Below are 22175 nucleotides of genomic sequence, written 5' to 3'. Positions count from 1 at the left end.
TTTGACCTTCAGCATTGGTAATCCATAGTTTCCATAGCCGACGTTAACGCAAAGCTCACCGGCGGTAATGGAACGCCTTGTTAACTCCAACCTGACCGAGCAAACATCGCCTTCAGTATAAATCCTGCTGAAACCCCACAAACACTTCCCGAATGTGCTTCACCTCGCCCAGTTCGTTAACGGCATCGTGGAGGCTGTGGTATTTCAGCTCGATCAGCTGCGGCAGTTTTTCCAGATCCAATTCACCGACACCGCGTTCAACATAGTGGCCGAGCACAAACTGAAGGAATTCCTGTTGCGGGTAATCCTTGTAATGGCTAAAGATAGTCGCGCGATGCGATTCGACACGCTCGGCGCGGCTGAGCGGCGGCTGATTAAACGCAATATAGGCGAGCACATCATAGAGATCGCTTTTCTCGGCATGGATCATGTTGCCGATTTCCCGCAACTGCTCCATGCCGTAGCCACGTTCTTGCAGTCCTTCAAGCAGTTTCTTGCGGGTTTGTGGCTGGCCCCAAAGTCTGCGTAGTTCATCTTCGTTTTTGAATAATTCCGGCAGTTGGCCAAACAGTCGCTCGACAAATTGCGCGGCTGACAGGGGTTTTCCATCCGGCCCCCAGAAGCTGGTGGAACTCATGTATTGAATCAATCGTTCTTTGCCATCGGCCAGCTTGACCTTCACTTTAACCGTCTTCTTACAGACACAAGGAGATTCACCGCAGTCAGGACAAGGTTCCGGCTCCGGCCGATCGCACTCACACGGGGTCCGGCCGCATATTTTGCAGGGCTCGGGCGGTGTTACCGCGCAGGTACAGGGAATATTGCCGCAGCGCTTGCAGACTTCCGGCTCCAACGGCTCGCCGTCCCACTCCGGGTCGTTGAAGTGCTCATAAGCCTTTACAAAATCATAAATGGTGAAATAGTCCTTGCCGTCGAACAGGCGCGTGCCGCGACCGATAATCTGTTTGAACTCGATCATCGAGTTTATCGGGCGCAACAGCACAATATTGCGGATATTACGCGCATCCACTCCGGTGGAGAGCTTCTGCGATGTCGTCAGAATGGTGGGGACGGTTTTTTCATTATCCTGAAACAGGCGCAGAAAACGCTCGCCCTCGGCGCCGTCATTGGCGGTTACCCGCACGCAGTAATTCGGATCGCTACCGGTTTTATACTGGTTAATCAAATCCCGCACGGCCAGGGCATGTTCCTGGGTGGCGCAGAACACCAGCGTCTTCTGGTTCGGGTCAATCATGTCCATAAACAGTTTCACCCGGTAGGCTTCCCGCTCTTTAATCTCGATGACCCGGTTAAAGTCATCTTCGGTATAGCGCCGGCCTTCTTCTATTTCGCCTTCAATGAGAGTGTCATCCGGTGTGTACACATAATCATCCAGCGTGGTGGCAATCTGCTGGACCCGAAACGGGGTAAGGAAACCGTCGTTAATGCCTTCTTTCAATGAATAGACATACACCGGCTCGCCAAAATAGGCATAGGTATCGGCATTGTGTTTGCGCTTGGGCGTGGCGGTTAAACCCAGCTGCACGGCGGGCGAGAAATACTCCAGAATGCCGCGCCAGTTGCTCTCGTCATTGGCACCGCCCCGGTGACATTCATCGATAATAATCAAATCAAAGAAGTCCGGCGGATATTCGCCAAAACTGGGCAGGGAATTGCCTTGGCTATCCTGGCCCGACATAAAGGTCTGGAAAATGGTAAAAAAGAGGCTGCCGTTTTTCGGCACTTGGCCTTTCTTGCGAATGGTTTCCGGATCAATGCGGACCAGCGCATCTTCCGGAAAGGCGGAAAAGCTGTTGTAGGCCTGATCGGCCAGTATATTGCGATCCGCCAGAAACAGAATACGCGGCCGTCGATTGGGCTCGCGGCTTAAATTCCAGCGGCTGTGAAACAGTTTCCAGGCCAGCTGAAAGGCAATCGCGGTTTTACCTGTGCCGGTGGCCAGCGTCAGCAATATGCGTTGCTCGCCCTCGGCGATGGCTTCCAGGGCGTTATTGATCGCATTGTGCTGGTAATAACGCGGCTGCCAGAAACCGCCCTTGTCTTCAAACGGCACTTCGCCGAAACGTTCACGCCAGGGATTCGGTTTGGCGAAGGTCAGCGCCCATAGCTCATCGGGCGTGGGGTAGCGATCAACATAGCCTTCCTTGCCGGTGTGCATGTCAATCTGATAAATGCCGGCGCCATTGGTGGAATAGGTAAAACGGGTTTGCAGGCGCTCGGCATAACGTTTGGCCTGTGCCACGCCCTCGGTATCGGCCAGGCTTTGCTTTTTCGCCTCGATAACGCCAAGCTTCTGGCCTTTGTAAAACAACACATAATCGGCAATATCCTGCTTGCCGCGCTTGCCCGCGCCCTGCAAGCGCCCCAGGGTAATCACCTCACGCCGCACCCGGCTGCCTTCCACCACGCCCCAGCCGGCGACTTTTAACGCGGGGTCGATCAGTTCGGAGCGCGTCTCTGCTTCATTAAGGCCTGCTTCGATCATGCCACGGCCTCGTCTATCAGTTTGTCAGGCTTTGAGGTTAATTCGCCGGAGAAGGCTTTTTGTAGTAGGGATTGTTTGAGTTCCTTTAGGGAGCTGAGCTTTATTTTATAACTATCTTGAAGTCTTTTGGTTTCTACTGAAAGTTCATCAAGCTTTTCGACGACGTTATGTTTTATATCTTCATCAGGAAACGGAATCTTAATTGAGTTCAATGATTTTTGATTAAGCTTTGGCTGAGCCATGCCACTTATGTAATGCGAAAGTGATATAGAGTTCAAGTAATACTCGACAAACTTCTGAGACGACATGGTTTCAAAACGCAACACATGAGCGTGGTTATTAACCCATGTTTTACCGCTTATCGAAAATGCTATTGGATATGTTCTTGCAAGCAGATTCGCCCCATCTTCTGATACAAGCAGAAGATTTTCATTAAACAGGTAATCTGCCACGTAATCAACTACCCCTGAAGCACCATAATACGGAATTGAACCACTTTCACGCTTTGATTTCGTAATAGGTATACGTTTACTATCTAAATTCTCGCATATATCACCCAGATTTTTCTTTTCCCACCCTTCACCTCGCTGGGTAAAAACCGAATTCAAATAACTTTCAAACAACTCACGGGCATTGGCGAGGTTTTTTTCGGTGTTGGCTATCGCGGTGTCGATGCCGGCAAAGGCTTCATCGAGAATCGCGACGATGCGTTTTTGTTCATCTTTATCAATAAACGGAATATCGGTACTTTTGACTTTTATTTGAGAAATATTTGGCTGTGCGTTTCCTGTTGCTTTGCCTATTAACTCTTTCTGTTTATACAACATTGAGTAGTAAATAAACTCGGGAAGAAAATTATCATTTGGATATATTCCGCAAACAGCCTGATTAGTTGATGCTTCAAACCTTAGAATCCCGACCTGTCCAGCTGTTGCACCATACATTGCCACAAGCACTGTATTTTTTGGAAATATTTTGGCTGATGAATTTTGCAACCCCTCATCAGTAATAAATTGTTTAGATGCAAATATCTCTCCTTGAGAAACCTCTCCACTAAGCAGCCAAGGTATAGTGCCGCCTTCGTAAAACTCGTTTTTCGATTTCAACGGCGTACCTCCAGCTCCCATTTTACATACATCCCCTATCTTTACGTGCTTCCAACTCATAACATCCCCCGAATCCCTTCCAGTATCTCCACGCTCTCCGCATCCAGCGTTTCAATCTCGTTGATGATCACTTCCGGGTCGCGCAGCGGGTCTTCTTCTGCTTTATTGGGGTTCTTCACCGACAGGTCAAAGCTGGCCGGGTCGATGTCATTGATACTCACGCTCCAGGATTCGTCGGAATCGGCAAAAGTTTTTTGCAATTGCACAAACTCTTTCAGGTCGTTGTCGTTGAGCGGATTGGTCTTGCCCAGACTGCGGCCGGGGTCGAGGTGGTAATACCAGATAGTGCGGGTCGGTGCGCCCTTCTCGAAAAACAGCACCACGGTTTTTACGCCTGCGCCTAAGAAGGTGCCGCCGGGACAGTCGAGAATGCTGTGCAGATTGCAGTTTTCCAGTAATTCCTGACGCAGCGCTTTGGAGGCGTTATCGGAATTGGAGAGGAAGGTGTTTTTAATCACCACTGCCGCACGGCCACCGGCCTTGAGGTTTTTAATAAAATGCTGCAAGAACAGAAAAGCGGTTTCACCGGTTTTGATGGGAAAGTTCTGCTGTACTTCTTTGCGCTCTTTGCCACCAAAGGGCGGATTGGCCAGAATCACGTCAAAACGGTCTTTTTCCTGAATATCGCTGATATTCTCAGCTAGGGTGTTGGTGTGAATAATATTCGGCGCTTCGATGCCATGCAGAATCATGTTCATAATGGCAATCACATAAGCCAGGCTTTTCTTTTCCTTGCCGTAGAAGGTAGTGGTTTGCAGCGTGTTGAGCTGGCCGGTGCTGAGATTGGCACCCTTGCCGCCTTCATTACTCTCTGCACTGCCCGCAGCCTCAAACCCGCCATAACGCAGGTAGTCGTAGGCTTCGCAGAGAAAGCCCGCCGAACCGCAGGCGCCATCGTAAATGCGTTCGCCGATTTTGGGGTCAATCACCTGAATCATGGCACGGATCAGTGGTCGTGGGGTGTAATACTCGCCGCCATTGCGCCCGGCATTGCCCATGTTCTTGATTTTGGATTCGTAGATATGCGACAGCTCGTGCTTTTCTTTCTGTGAGCGAAACCGGAGCGCGTCGATATATTCCAGCGCATCGCGCAGCGAGTAGCCGCTGGTGAAGCGGTTTTTGATCTCGGCGAAGATTTCACCGATTTTGTACTCGATGGTAGCCGGGCCGCTGGCGCGTTGCTTGAAGCCCTGCAGATAAGGAAACAGATCGCGATTGACGAAATCGATCAGGTCATCGCCGGTCAGGGCGTTATTGTGGTCGAAATTGCCTTTGTCGTCCTTGGGTGCCGCCCAGCTGGACCAGCGGTGCGGTGCATCGATGATGAATTCGTAGCTTTTCCCCTGTAGCTCGGCCTGCATGGCCTTGTCCTGCTCCAGATCGTCCAGGTATTTGAGAAACAGCATCCACGAGGTCTGCTCGGTGTAATCCAGCTCAGTGGTACAGCCGGCCTCTTTCCAGAGTACATCGTCGATATTTTTGAAGGTTTGTTCGAACATTGGGTCCCTGTTGTTATTTTGGCTTGTCTTGCCGGGGTGTATGGTTGAAGGGCTCGCGCTTCGATTCATCGGCGGAAAGAAGCATAGCGAGGAATGTGCGGCGCTTTTACTGTCCGCGCGCATGCGATTGTTAGCAAATCATGCCTCAAATCGTGAAGCCACTTCAATTTTCTTCAATAGATAACCTAGCGCCCCAACGCCTCCGTTCCTATCGAAATCATTAATTATCTTTAAAATGCTGTTTGCGCGGTGTTTATCCTCTTCTCTCGCGGTCTCAGATTCTGAGATTTCCTGATACTGATTGTCTATATCGTCGTGACTGTGGCGATACGATTTGCAGATTACAATGTATGCTTCCAGAGCCGTCCCATAGTCTGTCACTAGAATTTCTTTTGCTCCAGGCATCGCTTTAAATCTACTCAACAGTTCGGCAGGGCTCAGCTCTTCGTTTACTAGCCCGCCGTATAGATCTACATCTTTGACTTTGAGCACGATAAGGAAACACAAAAATATTGGGAAAAGCTTGTAATCATGAGGCGTGGTTCTAATTGAAATGCTCAAGATTGAACAGCAGTGCTCCTGCTCTCTGAGCGTAAGCTTATACAGCTCAAAAAGCTCCGAAAACATCGATAATGCCTGCTCCCCCTCGAACCGCAACCCGGATTCAGCTTTCTTTTTAAAATACTCATCAAACGAATGCTTGCGAAATAGCGCTTTAACGAATAAACCTTTGTCTGGCGAAGGCAAAATGTAATCAAAGTCCATAAATCTCCGCAAATACCCATTCACATTTAACCCTTCCCCATAGAGCGCCTTTATCGATGACCCTAACTGTTTCTTGTCGGCCCCTAGCACGAATACGATATTTGGCACACTAAAAAAGTGCTTTGCCTTTTCGAGTATTTCTACAGAAAAGTTTGGTCTGCAGCGATCGAGTTCATCAATAATAAAGATGAGCGGCCTAGGGTTCTCGGCATCCGTGATACTGTTAGTCAGCCCCGCGAGAGCCTTCCGAAATGCCTTCAGTGACCCTTTAGCTTTTTCGTACTTCTCTAGCTCTTCCTTTGCCAGCGTCTCAGCAAAGCCGGCAAGGGCTTGCTCGGTGATTTTATCGAGATCAAGTGCGCCAGCGGTTGCAATCTTTGCAGCAACGGGGATGGAGCGCTTTAGAAGCGTTACCCCCACATCCTTTGCTTGAGCCAGGTACTCTCGGGCTTTTGATTCATCGCCACTTTTTGAAATTTGGGCAATTGAAGCAGCAACCTCTCCAATCAAACAAACAAGCGCATCATCAGAGAAGTCGTTTTCCCATGCATTGAAATAGATGGTCGGAACATTTTTGTTCTTTAGCTCTTGCTCCCACATCCTCAGGAAGGTCGTTTTTCCTTGCCCCCAAGGTGCATCAATACAAATTACGACCGAATCGTCTGCGGAGAGCACAAACTCGGTAAGCGCCTCGGCACTGTCTTTTCGATTCAGTACATCATTGTGAAAGGGATCATCTTCGACGATCTCCACTTCTCGACTTTTCAGCTGCATCATTATGGTCCTTATGAATTGCTATAAAAATTGCTGACAGGCCTTACATTTTAATTATATAGCGGTTGCAAAATATAAGGCCTATCCCTAATCTTTAGTCTCTAATGGTAACAATTGTAATCGCCCTTATAGACACCACATATCAGAGAACAAGCACTTCGAGTGCAAAAATTGCTGTCTATGGCGTTATTGTTATAAATTTTTCAATACGCTGACTATTGCAACTTACCATTTTTGATACTCTCTTTGGGAGTTAGCGAATAATACCGTCGGCCTAGGATTTTAAACCATTAGCTCGAACCTGCCACCAATCATAGATGTAAAAGGCAAATAATTGCCAAGTTTTGATTGGTTAGTTCGTCTCTTTGAAAATTATGTGTGGTTTTATCGCAACTGACAACTCAACCGACTCGATACCCAGGCTTCACAATGCAATTGATTGAGCCCCTGTCACGCTTTGCGGAATGCTGTTGTCGCCCGATGCCGATCGGGAGACCATCAGAAATTCGGTCAATAAAAAAGGGCCTACGCACTAACGTAAGCCCTTGCTTTGGACGGGATAGTATCTATCTTTGACTGTTTAAACCGGCACATGCCCAAAATTGGAGGTTTCGCCAAGTCCAATAGTCGCAGAGATGATTGCTTTCGCCATCTTAGCGCCGTTTGCAGGCTTGCTCAGAAAATGACTCAACTCATTATCATCAATCCGGTCAATTATCCGTTTGACCTGCTCCGCTTGGAAGATTTCTTTGCTGAGTAAAACGGTTCCACCTGTTTGAATCCAAAAGCCATCAAAATCGATCAGATGCCCAGCCAGAATCATTCCCTGACGAGCGGTTTTAGCCAATTGATGATCGACCAGCCGGTAAATCACCTTACTGAATACATCCACAACTTTCAAAGAATCGGTGCCGTTCGTTTCTTCAACCTGATAAATCGCATAATGCGCTTGGCTCATACGGCGCAGCAATTCCAATTCATATGCATCGGCCTCTTTACTGAATAGACGCAAGAATTTCTCCGCCATGTTGAAGCCGTGTGGGCGATAAGCGAACATTGCATAATCGGTAAACAAGTCCATTTCGGTTTCGTTTTGGACCATCAATGTCTTTTGATGCCAAATCCCCAAATGCTTGCCGCAGGTTTTAATGTCGTCCTTCGTGAGCTTTCTGAAAATCTTGCTGTTCAAATCCATCATTCGATGACGAATCTCGGGATAATCGGCTGGAGTAAAGGTAAAATCGGCCATGGGCTATGTTGAATGATGATGCGAAGTTTGTTCTTAACAGGTCGTGCAGATTTTTCCGACCCGATACCGCCCCCACCGGGAGACTATAGGAATTTTGGTCAAAAAAAAGGGCCTACGCGTAACGTAAGCCCTTGATTTATTTGGCTCCCCCGGACGGGCTCGAACCGCCGACCTAGTGATTAACAGTCGATAAAATGCCCAATTCAACTGTTTTCAAGCCATGCTACGTTAGCTCATTTTAGTTCGATCTTATTGATATAAACAAGAAAAATATTTTTCTTGTTGTTTTCAAGGTTCCATTTTTCTCATTTCATTGCACTACCAAAGGCACTAAAAAAGCACTATGGAATTTGCCATATTCGCCAAAGACAATTTGCTATCAATCGGGCGAATCACTTTTGATGCCGGTGCGATCTTGTTGGAAGATACGGCTGATGACTTTGCACGAGAAACCTCGTTGTTATGATCGCATTTTCCAACACCCCACCGGTCATTGCATTGAGTAGCATCCAGTCATTCGAATTATTACCAATAATGGCTTAGATTCGGCGAATTTCATTTGGTTCTTGACGTTATTACTTGCAACCATTGACCGGCGACACCAAAGACGTCGTGAATAACATGCCTCGTGTAAACCCATAGCGCAAGTATTTAAAGAAACCAGAATCGAGTTTAGTAGTCACGACCTGACACGCACTTTATTGACAATCGGCGATGCGATCATGATACCCTTTTCGTTGTTCAAGGCATTAGCGAACAATAAACCGACAATGACATAACCGGCGGCTATATCAATCCTGAAGCCAAGACCATGAAGGCGGCACCCGTTAAGGATCATCACGATGACAGACTTAGATTACCATTCGATTATTACCATTGAACCCGGCAAACGGAGCGGCAAACCGTGTATCCGAGGGTTAAGAATCACCGTTTATGACATTCTTGAATATTTGGCTTCCGGCATGACCGAAGCGGAAATATTGGAGGATTTCGATTATTTGACGCAAGCCGATATTCGAGCTTGCCTAGCTTATGCTGCTGACCGTGAAAAGCATTTGATGGTTATCAATTCATGAAGCTGTTGTTTGATGAGAATCTTTCGCCCAAGCTGGTAGCCGCTTTAATTGACGCGTTCCCCGGCTCCGCTCATGTCGATCGAATCGGCTTAGGCGGCGAATCTGATCATGTCGTCTGGGAATATGCAAAGCACCACGGCTACACACTGGTAAGCAAAGATTCAGACTTTTACGACAAAAGCACTTTATTAGGTTATCCGCCAAAAGTCATTTGGATAAGGCGCGGAAATTGTAGCAATCGACATATTCAGCTTTTGCTGAGAAACAAAGTGGATGGCATACGCGAATTTCACGACAATCCTGAGCTTTCCTTTTTGCAGATACTCTAAGCTCCCTCAAAATTCCTGGACAAAATCATCCAGTACTAAGAATACCCAGTAGCGTATAAATGCTTGTTTTAAATGTAGCAAGTTGAAGTTAGTGATATCCCAAAGATCGAACGCATCCCATTGAGAAACACAAAAATCATTCAAGATTTTGGGCAATTCGGTTGGATCTTTCGCCACAACATATTGCCACAACCCGAAACTACCGGCCTTATTAAGTGCATCACCCCAGCGTTCAGCGGCTTTGGCCTTAAGATATGTATTGTCGTTGTATTGGCCTTTAGTTTCAACGATCAAGGTGAGACCAATATCCAACTCAACGATAACGTTCGGAATATAAATGGAATTCCCGCCAAAGACAATTTGACCAACCATCAGGCGAATCACTATATATGTTAATGGCACTTACCTTTGAGCATCGTGAGATTATCAGTAAGCTTTGCCAAATAATTGAACTGCGCCGAATCCAGTATAAAGCACAGGCTTATGGCTAACTGAAAAAATAAGCCGCCGTACAACAAACCATTACCATCGAATGCCCGCCGACATTTCTTCTGGAGCTTCATTTGAACGCTAAAGATTTCACCGAATATTTGAAAAAAACCACGGTTAATGTGGGAGCGCCATTTTAAAGCGGAAAAACCCTTCGAAATTGATTAACGGTTTTTTGCTGTTTTTATTGGCGATCTCTGAAATGATAATGTCAATTTGATACAAACCATTCTTTGTTTCAATCGTTTGCGTAAAATTTCGTTTTGTTGAAATTGTAAAACACAACGGCATGGCATCATGAAATTTACAGACAACCTCATCAAAGGGTTGAAGCCCAAAAACAAACCTTATCGGCTTTACGAGAAAGGGGCCGATAAAGGCTTTGGTATCCAAGTAACGCCTTCCGGTTCGAAGTCATTTTTTCTTCAATATGCCCTCAATGGCAAAAGAAAATTCTTGAACCTTGGGCGCTATCCGTCAATTGGACTTTCCGAGGCTCGCGACAATGCCAGAATAAATCGTGAACAGTTATTACAGGGCTCGCATACCAGTCTAACTCCCGAAGTGCTTCATGGCAGCCTTGAGAATCTGATCAGCAATTATATTGAACAGATGCGTCAGCAAGGTAAACGCTCGTGGGAAAAAGTCCAAGCCGACATCGAATACAACGTCTTTACGATGATCGATAAAAATACGCCGGCCAAAGACATTGAACCGCCTCATATCCGAAAAGTATTACACGCGATCATTCAACGCGGAGCTACCGTTCAAGCAAATCGGGTGCGCTCTTATCTTCATCGGGCTTTCGAACTTGGAATTTTTCACGACAACGATCCCAAAAGCTTGAGCGACGACTATGTTTTTAATATTGCCGCCAATCCGGTGTCAGCCGTCCCTAAAAATGCGGCCGCAGAAAAAGTTGGGGAACGCACGCTTTCCTTTGAGGAAATTGCCGTTGTTTGGCACCCTGAAAACATTAACATCCCTACCCCAACGCTATTGGCGATAAAACTTCTCCTGATTTATGGTCTTCGTCCCATTGAATTAACGGGAGCCAAAAAATCAGAATTCGATTTTAAAAGCCAAGTCTGGTCTATTCCACCCGAACGGATTAAAAACAAGCGCTGGCATTTGCTACCGATCGTCCCATTGGCTCAAAAGCTATTAGAAGAGCTTATGTTATTTTCCGGCAACTCCAATTTTTTAATGCCGGGACGATACAATCCGGAAGTTTCAATCAACAAAACATCTCTTGGTCATACCTTGGCACAAATACAAAAAAATTCCCCACACTTTCCTGTTTTTACCCCGCGTGATTTAAGACGAACCGTTAAGACACGGATGGGTGAAATAGGCATCCATAAATCAATTCGCGACATCATTCAAAATCATGCGATGAACGATGTGAGTTCAAAACACTATGACCGCTGGGATTATTTACCGGAAAAAAGAGAAGCGCTTGAAAAATGGTGTTATCACCTGGAGAATCATTTACCGAAATAAAATAATCATCACTCTAAAGCGCATGATTATTATCAATTAAATCCGTAATGTTACCTAGAAATGCCAGTCAAAATCCGCATAAAAATGCCGAAGCGGAGCGCCCTACCGTTTTATCTTCACACAAATAATCCGGTACTATTCAACTTTCGTGAGGCAACGGCAATCTACTGAACCTACTATCTGGATTTGTAGATACTGGAAAAATAATTGAGATAGCAATGCATACCTGTGTATCAACCGTGAAATCCAATAGTACAAGTTAAGCAATATCCGCTAACAAACTTTCGTATGGAATATGAAGACCATTATGCAAGCGCTTTATCATTTTCAAGCTCAATGGACGTTTATGATTGAGCACTTCGGAAACTCTTCCGCTGCTCCCAATAAAAACTTGTAGATCTTTAGGAGTCAAGCCCTGCTGATCCATTCTGAATTTGATGGCTTCAATCGGGTCTGGCGGAGTAATCGGGTAATGCTTGTTTTCATAGGCTTCAATCAAAGTTACCAAAATTTCCATTTCATCGGCTTCCGGCGACCCTTCTTCGGCTTGAAAAATCAGTTCAAGACGTTCAAAGGCTTCATGTAAATCTTCGTCATTTCGGATAGGCTTAATATTCATTGATATTCTCAACATTAATCTTGTCGTATTGAGCATGTGTGCCAATGAATTTTACCCAGGCAATACCCGCTCGATACTGCATTTCTACAACTAATCGGTATTTATTACCGCCGATGTTGAAAACTACGCGATTGTTATTACAGATACTCGCATTACCGTAGTGTAATTTGACCGCTTGCGGCGAAGTCCAATTAGCTTTAACGGCTTCCTCGTACCAGCTTTCAAGAGGACCTTGGGCATCATGGTAAGCGGGTTGCTCCCAAAACTTTTTTAAAGTACTTTTTGCAATGACCCGCATAGGCCCTTCTTACTCCCATATTGGGAGTAATTATAAGTAAAATCCCACGACACATCAAGCTCAACATCAGAAAAGAAAATACTCCTATTACGGGCACCAATCACGCTTCGCTTTAATCCTCCTTTTATTCAAACCGGCACGATTGATTAAAGAAGTAGTCATCCCGAGTTTTGATGTATATATTAAGGATGTAAATTTTAGTTAACAGTGGAGAGTGCTATGCAAACCACGCGAATTTTTACAAACGGCAACAGCCAAGCTGTCAGATTACCAAAGGATTTTCGGTTTGATGAAGATGAAGTTGTCATCAAAAAGCTGGGCGACATGGTTGTGCTGTTACCCAAACGCTTCCGGGCAGAAAGCTTGTTAGCCATGTTACAGGAAATTGGCCCAATGGACATTGAGCGTCAACAGCCGGCCGAACTTCAGGAACGGGATGTTGAATGAATTTTTATTTGCTCGATACCAATATATGCATCCTCCTGCTCAATCAGCGTGGCGGAACCGGAATTTGGTATCGCGGCCAGTAAAAAACAAAACGATAACGCCAAACGGCTGGAACGCTTTTTACTCGATTTCGAAGTAATCGACTTTAACCAGCATCGGCCGCAGCTTACGGCCCTATTCGATCAATCTTACAGGCAAAAGGGACGCCGATTGGCCCCATGGATTTTTTAATTGCCGCAAATGCACTAGCCATCAAAGCAACGCTAGTGACCAATAACACATCAGAGTTTCAAAGGGTTCCTGGCCTCCGACTGGAAGATTGGTCTATACCAGGCTAACCAACATGTGCGGGAGACACTCAACCAAAACTTGACAGCCTGCACTGCCCGCAGCCACCCAGTGAACGGGTTGCCAAAGGTCGCGCGGTTATCAGCCAACTGTTAGAAATATTCGATTTACCCTATCATCGCGGCAGCCGCTGAGTGGCAACGACGAGCGGGAATTGCCTTTACTCGGCGAATTGCGCACCCCGCAGAATGAGCACTTGTTATGGGTGCGGAAGCTCAAGCCCTGGAATAAGCGTTAAATATCAACGTAGTTGACATTTACCGAATTCGGGTCAAATGCGGATTAGCCGTTGGCGGCTCTTTTTCCCCGAATACCAGCGACAGGTCATGAAAAAGTATCACATTGATCGTGGCCGATTTGTTGCCGCCTTCGACTTGGTATTTGATCACATTCAAGCCATGGACATCGCGAACATGCCAATTTTTCTTCAAAACTTTTTTCTGGATGGACGCCCAGTCTATGCGGCCGTTGGTTTGTGCCGATGCATAATCTTGGAATATGCCGGGCGTCATTAGCGCCACACCTTCGTCGACCACATGCACACGCGCTTTGGGCCGATTGGTTTTTATTTCGCCGTTTTTTATGCCGTTGCGTAGCCATACAAAAAACGTTTCGGCCGGGTCGTCCGTTTCCTCATTGACCGGTACAGCCGATTCCGATTGTGCATTGGGATAGTTTTTCGGTTCTGTTTTGATGGTATCCGGATCGGAATTAGCTGGCCGACTTTCATTGAGGGTACTATCGCTCGAGGGTAAGAAATTCAGCAAATCGAATTCGTGCCGAAATTGTTGACGACTTGAAGCCGGTGATTCGTCTTCTGGTTTCATGGTCCAACTCGGTTCGTTTTCTTGATTGTGCTGCGATTCTTCATGAGCAGTTTGATCCGAACCGGTCTTCATTGGCGTTATTATAGGGTCTGGCCGACTTTTTTCGTTGCCCGCCGATGTGCCTAAATTCGTTGATGCCTCGAATTCGGCCGGGATGATGCGCCCCTCAAATGCCTTCGGTCGACTGTCGGAGTTTGGCCAGAGTTTCGCGATTGCAATGCGGATCATCGTCAATTCGTTGCTCCACCCTTCCCCCTCGACAATGCAGGGCCAGATGGCTTTGTCGCCATACGGGATTAAAACGCCATGCTCTTGAAGAATGTCGAACAGTCGGCCGTTTTTCGTGGGTACGCCGGTATGGCCTTCTTGGATTAATTGATCTCTGATCGCATCCACTGTACGCTTGCTCACCAACCAACAGTCATCTCCGCTGATCCAGCCGGCGGCTCCGTTTCTGTTTAACGGCAATTCTCCTTCGTTCAATAAATAGCGTAAAGCCGTCAGCATTTTTTCATGCATCGATTTAGTCTTGACCTCCGGCATCCGGCTGGCGTCTGCACCTAAATTGGTGGCCACCGATTTGCCATCTGCGATCCCGACAATCTCCCCAATGGATGACGCATTGTCGATGTCGCCCGATACACAGGCTAACCAGTGAGTAAATATGTATCGATCACTTGCGATCCAATTTAATGCGTAGGCAGGAATAATCCGATGGATCAATAATAATGACGCTTTTTCGTGTAAGCGATAGTGCCGGCCCTGCTGGAATTCAGTGCGGTACCACGCGCCCTGCTCGTCCAAAAACGACTCCCAAGGCGACCACGACTTTGATTGATGGTTAAGATCGTAAACGGCCACGGTTTGGTCGACGGCGACCTTGGCCACGTCATGACAGAGCGCAGCCAAAAAAACGGCGTAGGTCCATAAGTCTTGTTTGGCTGCAATTTCTTCGGCACCGCCGGTTTCCGATAAAAGATACGAGCGTCGAATCTTCAATGCATTGACACAAACTTCCAGGGTATGGGTCAGCATGCCTCCAGGTCCAGCGTGATGATGCACTTCCGAGGCCGGCAACAGCTGTACGAATCGCGCGAAATTGCGCAGCGCGTCGAGATAATAGCGGTTGAAATTGCGTTCCGACAAACCGGCCAATTCATTGATTTGTACAATCAGTCCCTTGTGGCGAGCCAACAGATCGTCTACTTTCCGAACGGTCAGAATACCGGGAATCTTGGGCGGAGCCGGCGTGGCTGCTTCGGATTTTTTCCGGTCTTTTTTTAGCCAGTTAAAATGCAACATGGGCTTATTCATCTCATAGAACTTTCTTGCCGTAGTCTTGCAGTAACCCACCCGGAGCGACATAGCGATGCGGCGCCGATGGCCTGCGACTCCGTATCAAACCCATTTTTGGGCACGGTTCCGAATGAACTTGCCCCGCCCCACTCCCGCATACCAACGACCAATCGCCGAATAACGCTGGGGCAACAAACCTCTGATTAAAAGCGATGCAGGTTTTGGAGTCGTCGTGTCGCTCAAGATAAATGTATTCTCTATTTTATAAGACTTTGTGGTGGATACAATTTCCGGTTCGACTGCGAGGTGCGTTATGTGTAGATGCCTGAAAATATCACTTGTCATTATTGCGCCGCAGACCTTTCGGTTCATGGCGGACTGCGGGCAAAGGGTGAATCAGTTTATCAACACGGCCCGAAGGACATTCACGCTTTGTCCATAGGCCTGTCACGCGGCATGTCTACTAGCCGAGACTTCATGTGGTGCCGCGTAATTCAGGCTTTGATATAGATGTTTTCATACTTAACGCTCCATAAGCGTTCCATAAGCGTTCCATAAAGACATTGGCGACCTCATCGAACGGCCATTATGGGACCTTCACTAAAATTCATTCAATGACAGGTGGACATAGTAAAGCGGGCATTGAGTCGTCAGGACAGTAACCTGACAAATATAACTCGCTAGTTTCTTTAATTAAACCTCAACTTCCACTTTAGTTTCTATCAAATTCTCGACTGCTGAATATATATCTATTGTTTCATCAGGTACATCAATGCTAACGATAAGGCTATAGCGAATTTTGTTTTTCCACCGATCTTGGGCTGTGCGGTATTTCCACCAACCGCCAACTGGAAATACAGCGAGGGTATGCATATCGGCAAGGGACGCAGCCGAGCCGGTCCAAACGTCGGAATGCAAAGACCCGCGTGTACGCATTTGCGGACCCAAGTGCCAGCCATCAGCATCGCCCTCAGGGCCATCATAGTCTTCTACATCAGCAAGTTTGTTGATGAATGCGCGAAAATTCTCCAACGATTGTCCAGGTCTAATAACCTCGAACCGCAATCCATGTGATTGATAGCTGAAACGTTGTCGATATCCACGACGTCCTGGATTCGGCTCGATGAAGTATGACAAGGTGACGCGAAGTTTGACCTCTGTTTCCGAGGGTAGCTGTTGTAATGCTTCTATCGGCCAAGGTAGCTGATAAAGCTGCATTTCATTTAATTTTGGATCGCTAGAGTTACTTGCATCAGAATCTTTAGCGAACGGCTGAAGATGGTCTTGAGCGATCAACGTCAATGCATGATTCGCGCTGTAAACCGCTCGCTCCAGATTAGGAACGCCGTAACCAACGCATCTAAGCATCGTTTGCTTGGCAACCTTAATGCTATGTTGGCTCAGTAGGAGTCCGAATCGCTGCCACATAAGTGCTGTCCACTCCGCCGAATGCACCAGCAAACCACGAATAGTTTCCGGCCAGTAGTCTGGATACTCGCTCATGAGTATTGCTGCATATCGAGATATCAAGGCACAAGCTGCGCTGGTATCTGCTGTTACTTCGAATAACTGCCCAGTTGTGCGGCCCGATGTAGTCAGCAAGGAAACAACATCCGCATTAGATATTTCAGTATGGTTTGGCGATAACAGTCGATTGCCTCCTTCTGCGACAAGATCAGGCTTATAGGGCGCTTGCTTACGCCACGGCCAATTTACAGAGGAGCGGGACGCGGGAGCAACATCTCCGGCACTCGCTAACGGTGACCACCCGCCAAAGCTCGGGTCGTCGTTTGTCGTTTTTTCGGTATAGGCGCCTACAGTCAATGCATTCCAGGACTGGGCAGGATCTTCGATTTCAGCAAGATGCAATTGCTCCCAGTGGTCAATATCTGGCACCAAGTTGCGATTGTTACCAGCAGAAATAACGAAAAGTCTTTGTTTTCCGTCCTCGATTCCTGAAGCAGCTTGGTCGATCTCGGCAGACCAAGATGATGGCTGTCCACCCACTCGCTCGGGATCAACAGTTACAGCCAGCGAGTAGACACGATTCCAATCCGGGCGCTCGATTTCAAGCTTTGCTGCAGTGCCAATAGTTATGGCCCCATATAGCTCTGGGTCATTTGAACCCGTCGGCGGCAAAATACGTCCCGACTCGATTCGATGCTTTAGGACAAAAGCTTCGTCACTGACTAATGCTGAGTGCAAATCACCAAAAGCGGCAAGTCCAGCCTGTCTGGACCCATGATCGCAGTATGGTGCGTGCAGGTTAGCGGGGTTGAAAGCGTCGAAAAAGGGCCAGTTTGGATTCCATCGCTCCGCCTGTGCAGCGTTACAAACACTCGAAAGCAATGAGTGCTGAAAATTGACGCCGGTATCAAGGATGGTCACGGCAGTGGACGTATTGTCATCAAGCTGGATTCGTTGCAGCAAATCATTTGCCCACTGCTGCTGCTCAACTGGCGAAGATTCAATTAAAACATTCGGCGTTTCTTTGGCGCGACGCAATTCTTCAAGGCACGCAATCAATTCTGGAGCTCGTTCAAGTTGACGTGCAGTGGCCCGAACAAGGACGACAACGCTATCGAAAAAGCTGAGTGAGGTGTTTCCCAAGCGCCCATCGATGCGCGCGGCAAGCTGTTGAGCTATATCGAGTGGATTTTCATCAGCGCTCCGCTTTTTTAGCCAAAGCTCCCACCATACGGCTTGATCAAAATCCGCAGGAAAATATTCAGGATCATCGGTCCAAAACGACCGCAAATCTGCTAGTTTGATCTCGGCGATACTGTCGATAAGGTTATGGTTTCGCGGGTTACCTTTTTTGGTATCTTTTTCAGGATCGAGGTATTGCTTTAACTTTTTCTGAAAAACGTCCCGTTTGGACTCTGGTATGTAAATCAACGCAACTTCGTGATCATCTACTTTACGGCATGAACGAAGCTTGAAATCACGACTTGTGTCTAGGCTTTCTAGCGGAAGCTCGCAACCTGGGGCTCCCATTATCTCGACATAGATCCCAATATCCTCTGTTATGGAATTTTGAATCTGGGTTCGATGTATTTCAAATTGATTAACAAGCTCTGCGTAGCGGAGCGACAGGTGTTGTCCATGTGCTAATCGATCTTGCAGAGGAATGATAGGGTTTCGACCTGTCCTTTTGGACCGAAAATCTTCATTTAAAACAAACCCATCAATCAGGATATGTCGTTTCCGTTTGGGCATTGAACCTCCTTATTTATTGCCGGCATGCCGCCGCTCAATCGCCTTGATGATAAGTGATGAAGAAATGTGGCCTTTCTGATGAAGAACAGCTTCCTTAGCAGCATCCTCAGATGCTCGGGCTACTTCTGCAGCACTGAGTCCCTCAGCTGCTGAACTTATTTGATCCCATGCGAGAGGGGCGGTTTCAAAGAGTGTCAAACGATTCTGGATTAACTCCCTAATTTGTTCTTTACCCGGTTTTTCAAATCGAATGATGTCGTCAAAGCGGCGGTATAGTGCTTTATCGAGAAGTTCAGGGTGATTGGTCGCAGCGACAATAACGCTCTCGGAGTTATCCTGTTCCACAAATAGCAAAAACGAGTTAAGCACTCTTCGAATCTCACCAACATCATTTTGCGCGCCGCGTTGAGTGCCTATGGCATCAAACTCGTCAAATAAATAGACGGCACGTGTCTGCTGGATATGATCGAATACCAACCGAAGCTTAGCTGCCGTTTCGCCCATAAACCTGGTAATTAGGCTATCGAGAACAATGGTGTAAAGTGGGAGCTTTAGCTCTGTTGCAAGCACTGCAGCGGACATTGTTTTACCGGTTCCTGGTGGTCCAGTGAATAGCAGCTTCCGCCGTGGAAAAAGGTCAAACTGTGCCAATTTGTCCTTTTGCCGTTGTTCGAGAAGAACTTGATCGAGACGTTCTCTAATCTCTCCAGTTAAAACTAATTCGCTACTCCGTACTGGTGAGTTAGTGAGCTCCAATAACCCTTTAAGGTCGCCTTTGGGTTGCTGCAATAATGGGGTTGGTTTTGATGTAGCAAGGCCAAGAGTTGCAGTTTTTTGGGATTTCTCGACCATCGCTTTAATATCACCGGCGAGTTTATGGTGCCCTTGTCGCGCCTCCTGAGCCGCCATTTGCAAAGCAATAGAGTAGAAACGCTGATCATCCCGATCAACGTGACTCCTCAATAATGATTTGATTTGTTCTGCTGTGGCCATTCGTATAACCTTATTTCCTTAATGCATGATAAACGATCCAGCTCATAACTTTAAGGAATATTATGTTATTGGTTTCCAACTCAATAATCTCAAAGCTAATATTCTCACTGAGTTTTGCCATGACTAATCCAATGAATTGATAAATTGTTTAAGTTTGGTCTTAAAAATTATAGTTACGCCGACTCCTTTTGGAGAATAAATTTGAGTGTCCGTTCAGAGCCAATGATTTGACGGTCGAAATTAGCATAGCTATGACTGCAACGGGTCGTCAACAGACATGGACATCACAAACACTTCACCCCCACCAACTCCCCCCAATCGGTCGTATAACGCTGCGAAATCCGCTCCGCCTTCGGCTTCCAGCTTTTATCGAATCCAGTTGCCGCGATAGAAACAGCTCTCGGAAAGCGTCGGTTGATCCGATCAATGGCTTTCATCAAGTGACGGTTTTCAGTAGATAGGCCGTCAACCATCAAGTCGAATACATCCATTTGCCCTGGCGTGGTTTCCGGCTGGATATGGCTTAGCTGGACGCCGCATTTCTGATAGTTATAGCCTGGCCTGTATAGCTCTTCGAGCATCCGGTTAGCGGTAGCAATGATTGATCGCGTGTCTTGCGTAGCCGCATTCAGCTTACTACTCGCCGCCCGTTGATATTGCGGCTCATCCGGATTGAATGGGCTGGTCCGGATAAAGATTGTAATGCAGCCGGTCACTGAGTCTTGATTCCGGAGTTTTTCGGCGGCCCGGCTGCAGAACTCGGCCATGGCTTGCGACAGCTCGGCGTATTCGGTTAAGCGGCGGCTAAAACTTCTGGAGCAGACAATTTGCTGTTTATCCGGGGCGATTTCTTCCAATGCCAGGCAAGGCGTGCCATTCAACTCCATCACGGTTCTAGCCACCACAACATTAAACTGGGCTTGAATGCGCTTGCTGGATTGGGACGCTAAATCCCAAACGGTATGAATGCCAAGCCGGTTCAGCTTGGCCGCCGTGCGCGGGCCTATGCCCCACACCTCGCCGACCGGCACAATGCGCATCAGCTTTTCCCGGCGCACCGGGTCGGACAGATCCAGAACACCGCCGGTTTGCGGCCATTTTTTGGCGGCGAAGTTCGCCAGTTTAGCGAGCGTTTTGGTCGGTCCTAGCCCCACGCAAACCGGAATGCCGGTGGCTCGAACAACCGTTTTTCTGATCAGCTGGCCGTAAGCAATCGGGTCTTTGCCGCAAGGATAAACGCCGGTTAAGTCCAGAAAGCCTTCATCAATGGAATACACCTCAAGATTGGGGGCGAACTGTTCCAAAGTGGCCATGACTCTCGCCGACATATCGGCATACAGCGCATAGTTTGATGAGAAAAGTTTGATTTGGTGCTGGTTGACCAGTTGCTGAATCTGGAACAGCGGCACACCCATTTTGATGCCCAATTTCTTGACTTCGGCACTGCGGGCGACGACGCAGCCGTCATTATTGCTGAGTACGGCAACCGGCTTGCCGATCAGGTCAGGCCTGAACACGCGTTCGCAGCTTACATAGAAGTTGTTGCAATCGACCAGGGCGATCAGCCGTTGCGGGGACATTACAGCGGGTGAATCACGTTGGTCACCACACCCCATATCACTATTTCCAGCTCTTCGAGAAGAATGATATCCCGGTAGGCCGGGTTTTCCGAACCTAACAGCCACTGGCCGCCCCGGCGCTTCAAGCGCTTGACGACCAGTTCGTCGTTCAGCGCGCAAATCACGACCCTGCCCGGCACCGGTTTCAGCGAACGGTCGACGACCAAAATATCGTTCGGATGAATACCGGCGCCGAGCATCGATTCGCCTTGCGCGCGGACGAAGAACGTCGCGGCGGGCTTTTGCACCAGCAGCTCGTTCAGGTCCAGGGTTTTCTCGATGTAATCGTCGGCCGGCGACGGGAAACCGGCCGAGACTTTGCCGGAAAACAGCGGCAGGTTCACAGTTTTGGGGTTTGAAGCAGCGGAATAAAAATTCGTTGGCATAATGATCATAGCGAGTTGAGAGTGAGAAGAATATGAGCGGCGTTTATTATGTTCTCTTTTTGTTCTCTTTTAAACCCGTTTTTGCTATGCTGTCAAAAAATTCCAAACCAGCGATGAGGAGAATCGCCATGCAACGCAAAATTCACATGCAGGATCAAGTCAGAAACCGGGTGGCCGAGATTATGGGCGATCGCCGGTCGGATTGCGCGGCCGCCTTGGGGATGAAGGTGTTGGTGGTATCGGCGATTATGCTGGTGGGGGTGGTTTGGTGATGGCTAAGTTCGGGAATACGGCGGTGAAGTTGGACAGGATGTTTTAATGGACTACATTGGGTTTTGCTTCATCGTCATCGATACGGATTCTGCTCAGGCCGAAGTTATCGATTTCCGTTATCCATTTTTCCTCGGCCTCCCCGATAGCTTTAAATCGTTCGCTCATTTCAATCTCGATCAAATCATTGACACCGGCCTGTCTCATCGCGTCGCGGTCCGATAACCTGCCAATTAGCTGGGTCCAAAAAGTGTCCTCTTCGAACGCTTCAATATACTCTTCAGCTAAGGATTCGCCTACGAACTCACCTGAAGTGACGTACTCCCCGCGTTCTTTTTCGAAATCGACAAGAGCCTCGAAGCCCATCTCCTTGTCGTAAGACATCAATTTTTGCATCAAATCTCTGTAGTCTTTGGTATCGGCACGATCATCTGTGCTATGTGCGTGCAGGACCCAATCGGCGATATGGATCAAATCGAGCAATAACCGGTATTCTT

Annotated in this window: 21 protein-coding genes; 6 read left to right on the top strand and 15 right to left on the bottom strand. The window is 47.5% G+C overall.

What is annotated here, in order from left to right; genetic code table 11:
- Positions 1-112 precede the first annotated feature (112 nt).
- The 5 genes from hsdR to ACRJJO_RS10555 all read right to left on the bottom strand — a co-directional run bounded on the left by hsdR (position 113) and on the right by ACRJJO_RS10555 (position 7959).
- Positions 113-2506, bottom strand: a complete 2394-nt coding sequence (gene hsdR, locus ACRJJO_RS10575) for an EcoAI/FtnUII family type I restriction enzme subunit R (RefSeq protein ID WP_431065723.1) — start codon at positions 2504-2506, stop codon at positions 113-115.
- On the bottom strand, positions 2503-3672 hold the full coding sequence (locus ACRJJO_RS10570) for a restriction endonuclease subunit S (RefSeq protein ID WP_431065722.1): 1170 nt from the start codon (positions 3670-3672) through the stop codon (positions 2503-2505). Before ACRJJO_RS10570 ends, hsdR begins: the two co-directional genes overlap by 4 nt.
- A complete protein-coding gene (locus tag ACRJJO_RS10565) occupies positions 3669-5171 on the bottom strand; it encodes an N-6 DNA methylase (RefSeq protein WP_431065721.1) in 1503 nt (500 codons plus the stop codon). The genes ACRJJO_RS10570 and ACRJJO_RS10565 overlap by 4 nt, the downstream gene beginning before the upstream one ends.
- Before the next feature lie 138 nt (positions 5172-5309).
- Positions 5310-6713: a KAP family P-loop NTPase fold protein gene (locus ACRJJO_RS10560; protein WP_431065720.1), complete on the bottom strand. Its 1404-nt coding sequence runs from the start codon at positions 6711-6713 to the stop codon at positions 5310-5312.
- A 577-nt stretch (positions 6714-7290) separates the two neighbouring features.
- Entirely contained in the window at positions 7291-7959 is a 669-nt protein-coding gene (locus ACRJJO_RS10555) for a hypothetical protein (protein ID WP_431065719.1), read from the bottom strand.
- A 343-nt stretch (positions 7960-8302) separates the two neighbouring features.
- Between ACRJJO_RS10555 and ACRJJO_RS10550 the strand changes: the two genes are divergently transcribed.
- Complete coding sequence (locus tag ACRJJO_RS10550; protein ID WP_256360087.1) at positions 8303-8425, top strand: hypothetical protein; 123 nt, start codon at positions 8303-8305, stop codon at positions 8423-8425.
- 213 nt (positions 8426-8638) lie between these two features.
- On the opposite strand, the gene ACRJJO_RS10545 is transcribed toward ACRJJO_RS10550, so the two are convergent.
- Positions 8639-8800, bottom strand: coding sequence for a hypothetical protein (locus tag ACRJJO_RS10545; protein WP_431065718.1), 162 nt, complete (start codon positions 8798-8800; stop codon positions 8639-8641).
- 1 nt (position 8801) lies between these two features.
- Here ACRJJO_RS10545 and ACRJJO_RS10540 point away from each other — a divergent pair, with 1 nt between their 5' ends.
- Both ACRJJO_RS10540 and ACRJJO_RS10535 read left to right on the top strand, forming a co-directional pair.
- Complete coding sequence (locus ACRJJO_RS10540) at positions 8802-9035, top strand: DUF433 domain-containing protein (protein ID WP_017839967.1); 234 nt, start codon at positions 8802-8804, stop codon at positions 9033-9035.
- A complete protein-coding gene (locus tag ACRJJO_RS10535) occupies positions 9032-9364 on the top strand; it encodes a DUF5615 family PIN-like protein (RefSeq protein ID WP_125218732.1) in 333 nt (110 codons plus the stop codon). Before ACRJJO_RS10540 ends, ACRJJO_RS10535 begins: the two co-directional genes overlap by 4 nt.
- Before the next feature lie 6 nt (positions 9365-9370).
- Here ACRJJO_RS10535 and ACRJJO_RS10530 read toward each other — a convergent pair whose 3' ends face one another.
- Positions 9371-9748, bottom strand: coding sequence for a hypothetical protein (locus ACRJJO_RS10530; RefSeq protein ID WP_431065717.1), 378 nt, complete (start codon positions 9746-9748; stop codon positions 9371-9373).
- A gap of 402 nt (positions 9749-10150) precedes the next feature.
- Here ACRJJO_RS10530 and ACRJJO_RS10525 point away from each other — a divergent pair, with 402 nt between their 5' ends.
- Positions 10151-11356: a tyrosine-type recombinase/integrase gene (locus ACRJJO_RS10525; protein WP_431065716.1), complete on the top strand. Its 1206-nt coding sequence runs from the start codon at positions 10151-10153 to the stop codon at positions 11354-11356.
- 259 nt (positions 11357-11615) lie between these two features.
- Here ACRJJO_RS10525 and ACRJJO_RS10520 read toward each other — a convergent pair whose 3' ends face one another.
- Positions 11616-11975, bottom strand: coding sequence for a helix-turn-helix domain-containing protein (locus ACRJJO_RS10520; protein WP_431065715.1), 360 nt, complete (start codon positions 11973-11975; stop codon positions 11616-11618).
- Positions 11965-12273 carry a type II toxin-antitoxin system HigB family toxin gene (locus tag ACRJJO_RS10515; protein ID WP_017839972.1) on the bottom strand — a complete coding sequence of 103 codons (309 nt, stop codon included), beginning with the start codon at positions 12271-12273 and terminating at the stop codon, positions 11965-11967. Before ACRJJO_RS10515 ends, ACRJJO_RS10520 begins: the two co-directional genes overlap by 11 nt.
- Before the next feature lie 219 nt (positions 12274-12492).
- On the opposite strand from ACRJJO_RS10515, the gene ACRJJO_RS10510 reads away from it, so the two are divergent.
- Entirely contained in the window at positions 12493-12720 is a 228-nt protein-coding gene (locus ACRJJO_RS10510; RefSeq protein ID WP_017839973.1) for an antitoxin, read from the top strand.
- 605 nt (positions 12721-13325) lie between these two features.
- Here the strand turns inward: ACRJJO_RS10510 and mobH are convergent.
- From mobH to ACRJJO_RS10485, 5 genes are all read right to left on the bottom strand, one after another.
- Complete coding sequence (mobH, locus tag ACRJJO_RS10505) at positions 13326-15197, bottom strand: MobH family relaxase (protein WP_431065714.1); 1872 nt, start codon at positions 15195-15197, stop codon at positions 13326-13328.
- 687 nt (positions 15198-15884) lie between these two features.
- Positions 15885-18410 (bottom strand): S8 family peptidase, encoded by a 2526-nt coding sequence (locus ACRJJO_RS10500; protein WP_431065713.1) that lies wholly within the window; start codon positions 18408-18410, stop codon positions 15885-15887.
- A 9-nt stretch (positions 18411-18419) separates the two neighbouring features.
- Entirely contained in the window at positions 18420-19403 is a 984-nt protein-coding gene (locus ACRJJO_RS10495; RefSeq protein WP_431065712.1) for an AAA family ATPase, read from the bottom strand.
- Positions 19404-19687: 284 nt separating this feature from the next.
- Positions 19688-20983 (bottom strand): Y-family DNA polymerase, encoded by a 1296-nt coding sequence (locus tag ACRJJO_RS10490; RefSeq protein ID WP_431065711.1) that lies wholly within the window; start codon positions 20981-20983, stop codon positions 19688-19690.
- Positions 20983-21417: a LexA family protein gene (locus ACRJJO_RS10485; RefSeq protein ID WP_431065710.1), complete on the bottom strand. Its 435-nt coding sequence runs from the start codon at positions 21415-21417 to the stop codon at positions 20983-20985. Before ACRJJO_RS10485 ends, ACRJJO_RS10490 begins: the two co-directional genes overlap by 1 nt.
- A gap of 119 nt (positions 21418-21536) precedes the next feature.
- Here ACRJJO_RS10485 and ACRJJO_RS10480 point away from each other — a divergent pair, with 119 nt between their 5' ends.
- On the top strand, positions 21537-21680 hold the full coding sequence (locus ACRJJO_RS10480) for a hypothetical protein (RefSeq protein WP_431065709.1): 144 nt from the start codon (positions 21537-21539) through the stop codon (positions 21678-21680).
- A 43-nt stretch (positions 21681-21723) separates the two neighbouring features.
- On the opposite strand, the gene ACRJJO_RS10475 is transcribed toward ACRJJO_RS10480, so the two are convergent.
- Positions 21724-22161 (bottom strand): hypothetical protein, encoded by a 438-nt coding sequence (locus ACRJJO_RS10475; RefSeq protein ID WP_431065708.1) that lies wholly within the window; start codon positions 22159-22161, stop codon positions 21724-21726.
- Between the last annotated feature and the right edge of the window lie 14 nt (positions 22162-22175).

Source organism: Methylotuvimicrobium sp., assembly GCF_050611805.1.
Lineage (GTDB): Bacteria > Pseudomonadota > Gammaproteobacteria > Methylococcales > Methylomonadaceae > Methylotuvimicrobium.
Note: the sequence above shows the minus strand (reverse complement) of the source record. Positions and strands in the feature narration are given on the sequence as shown.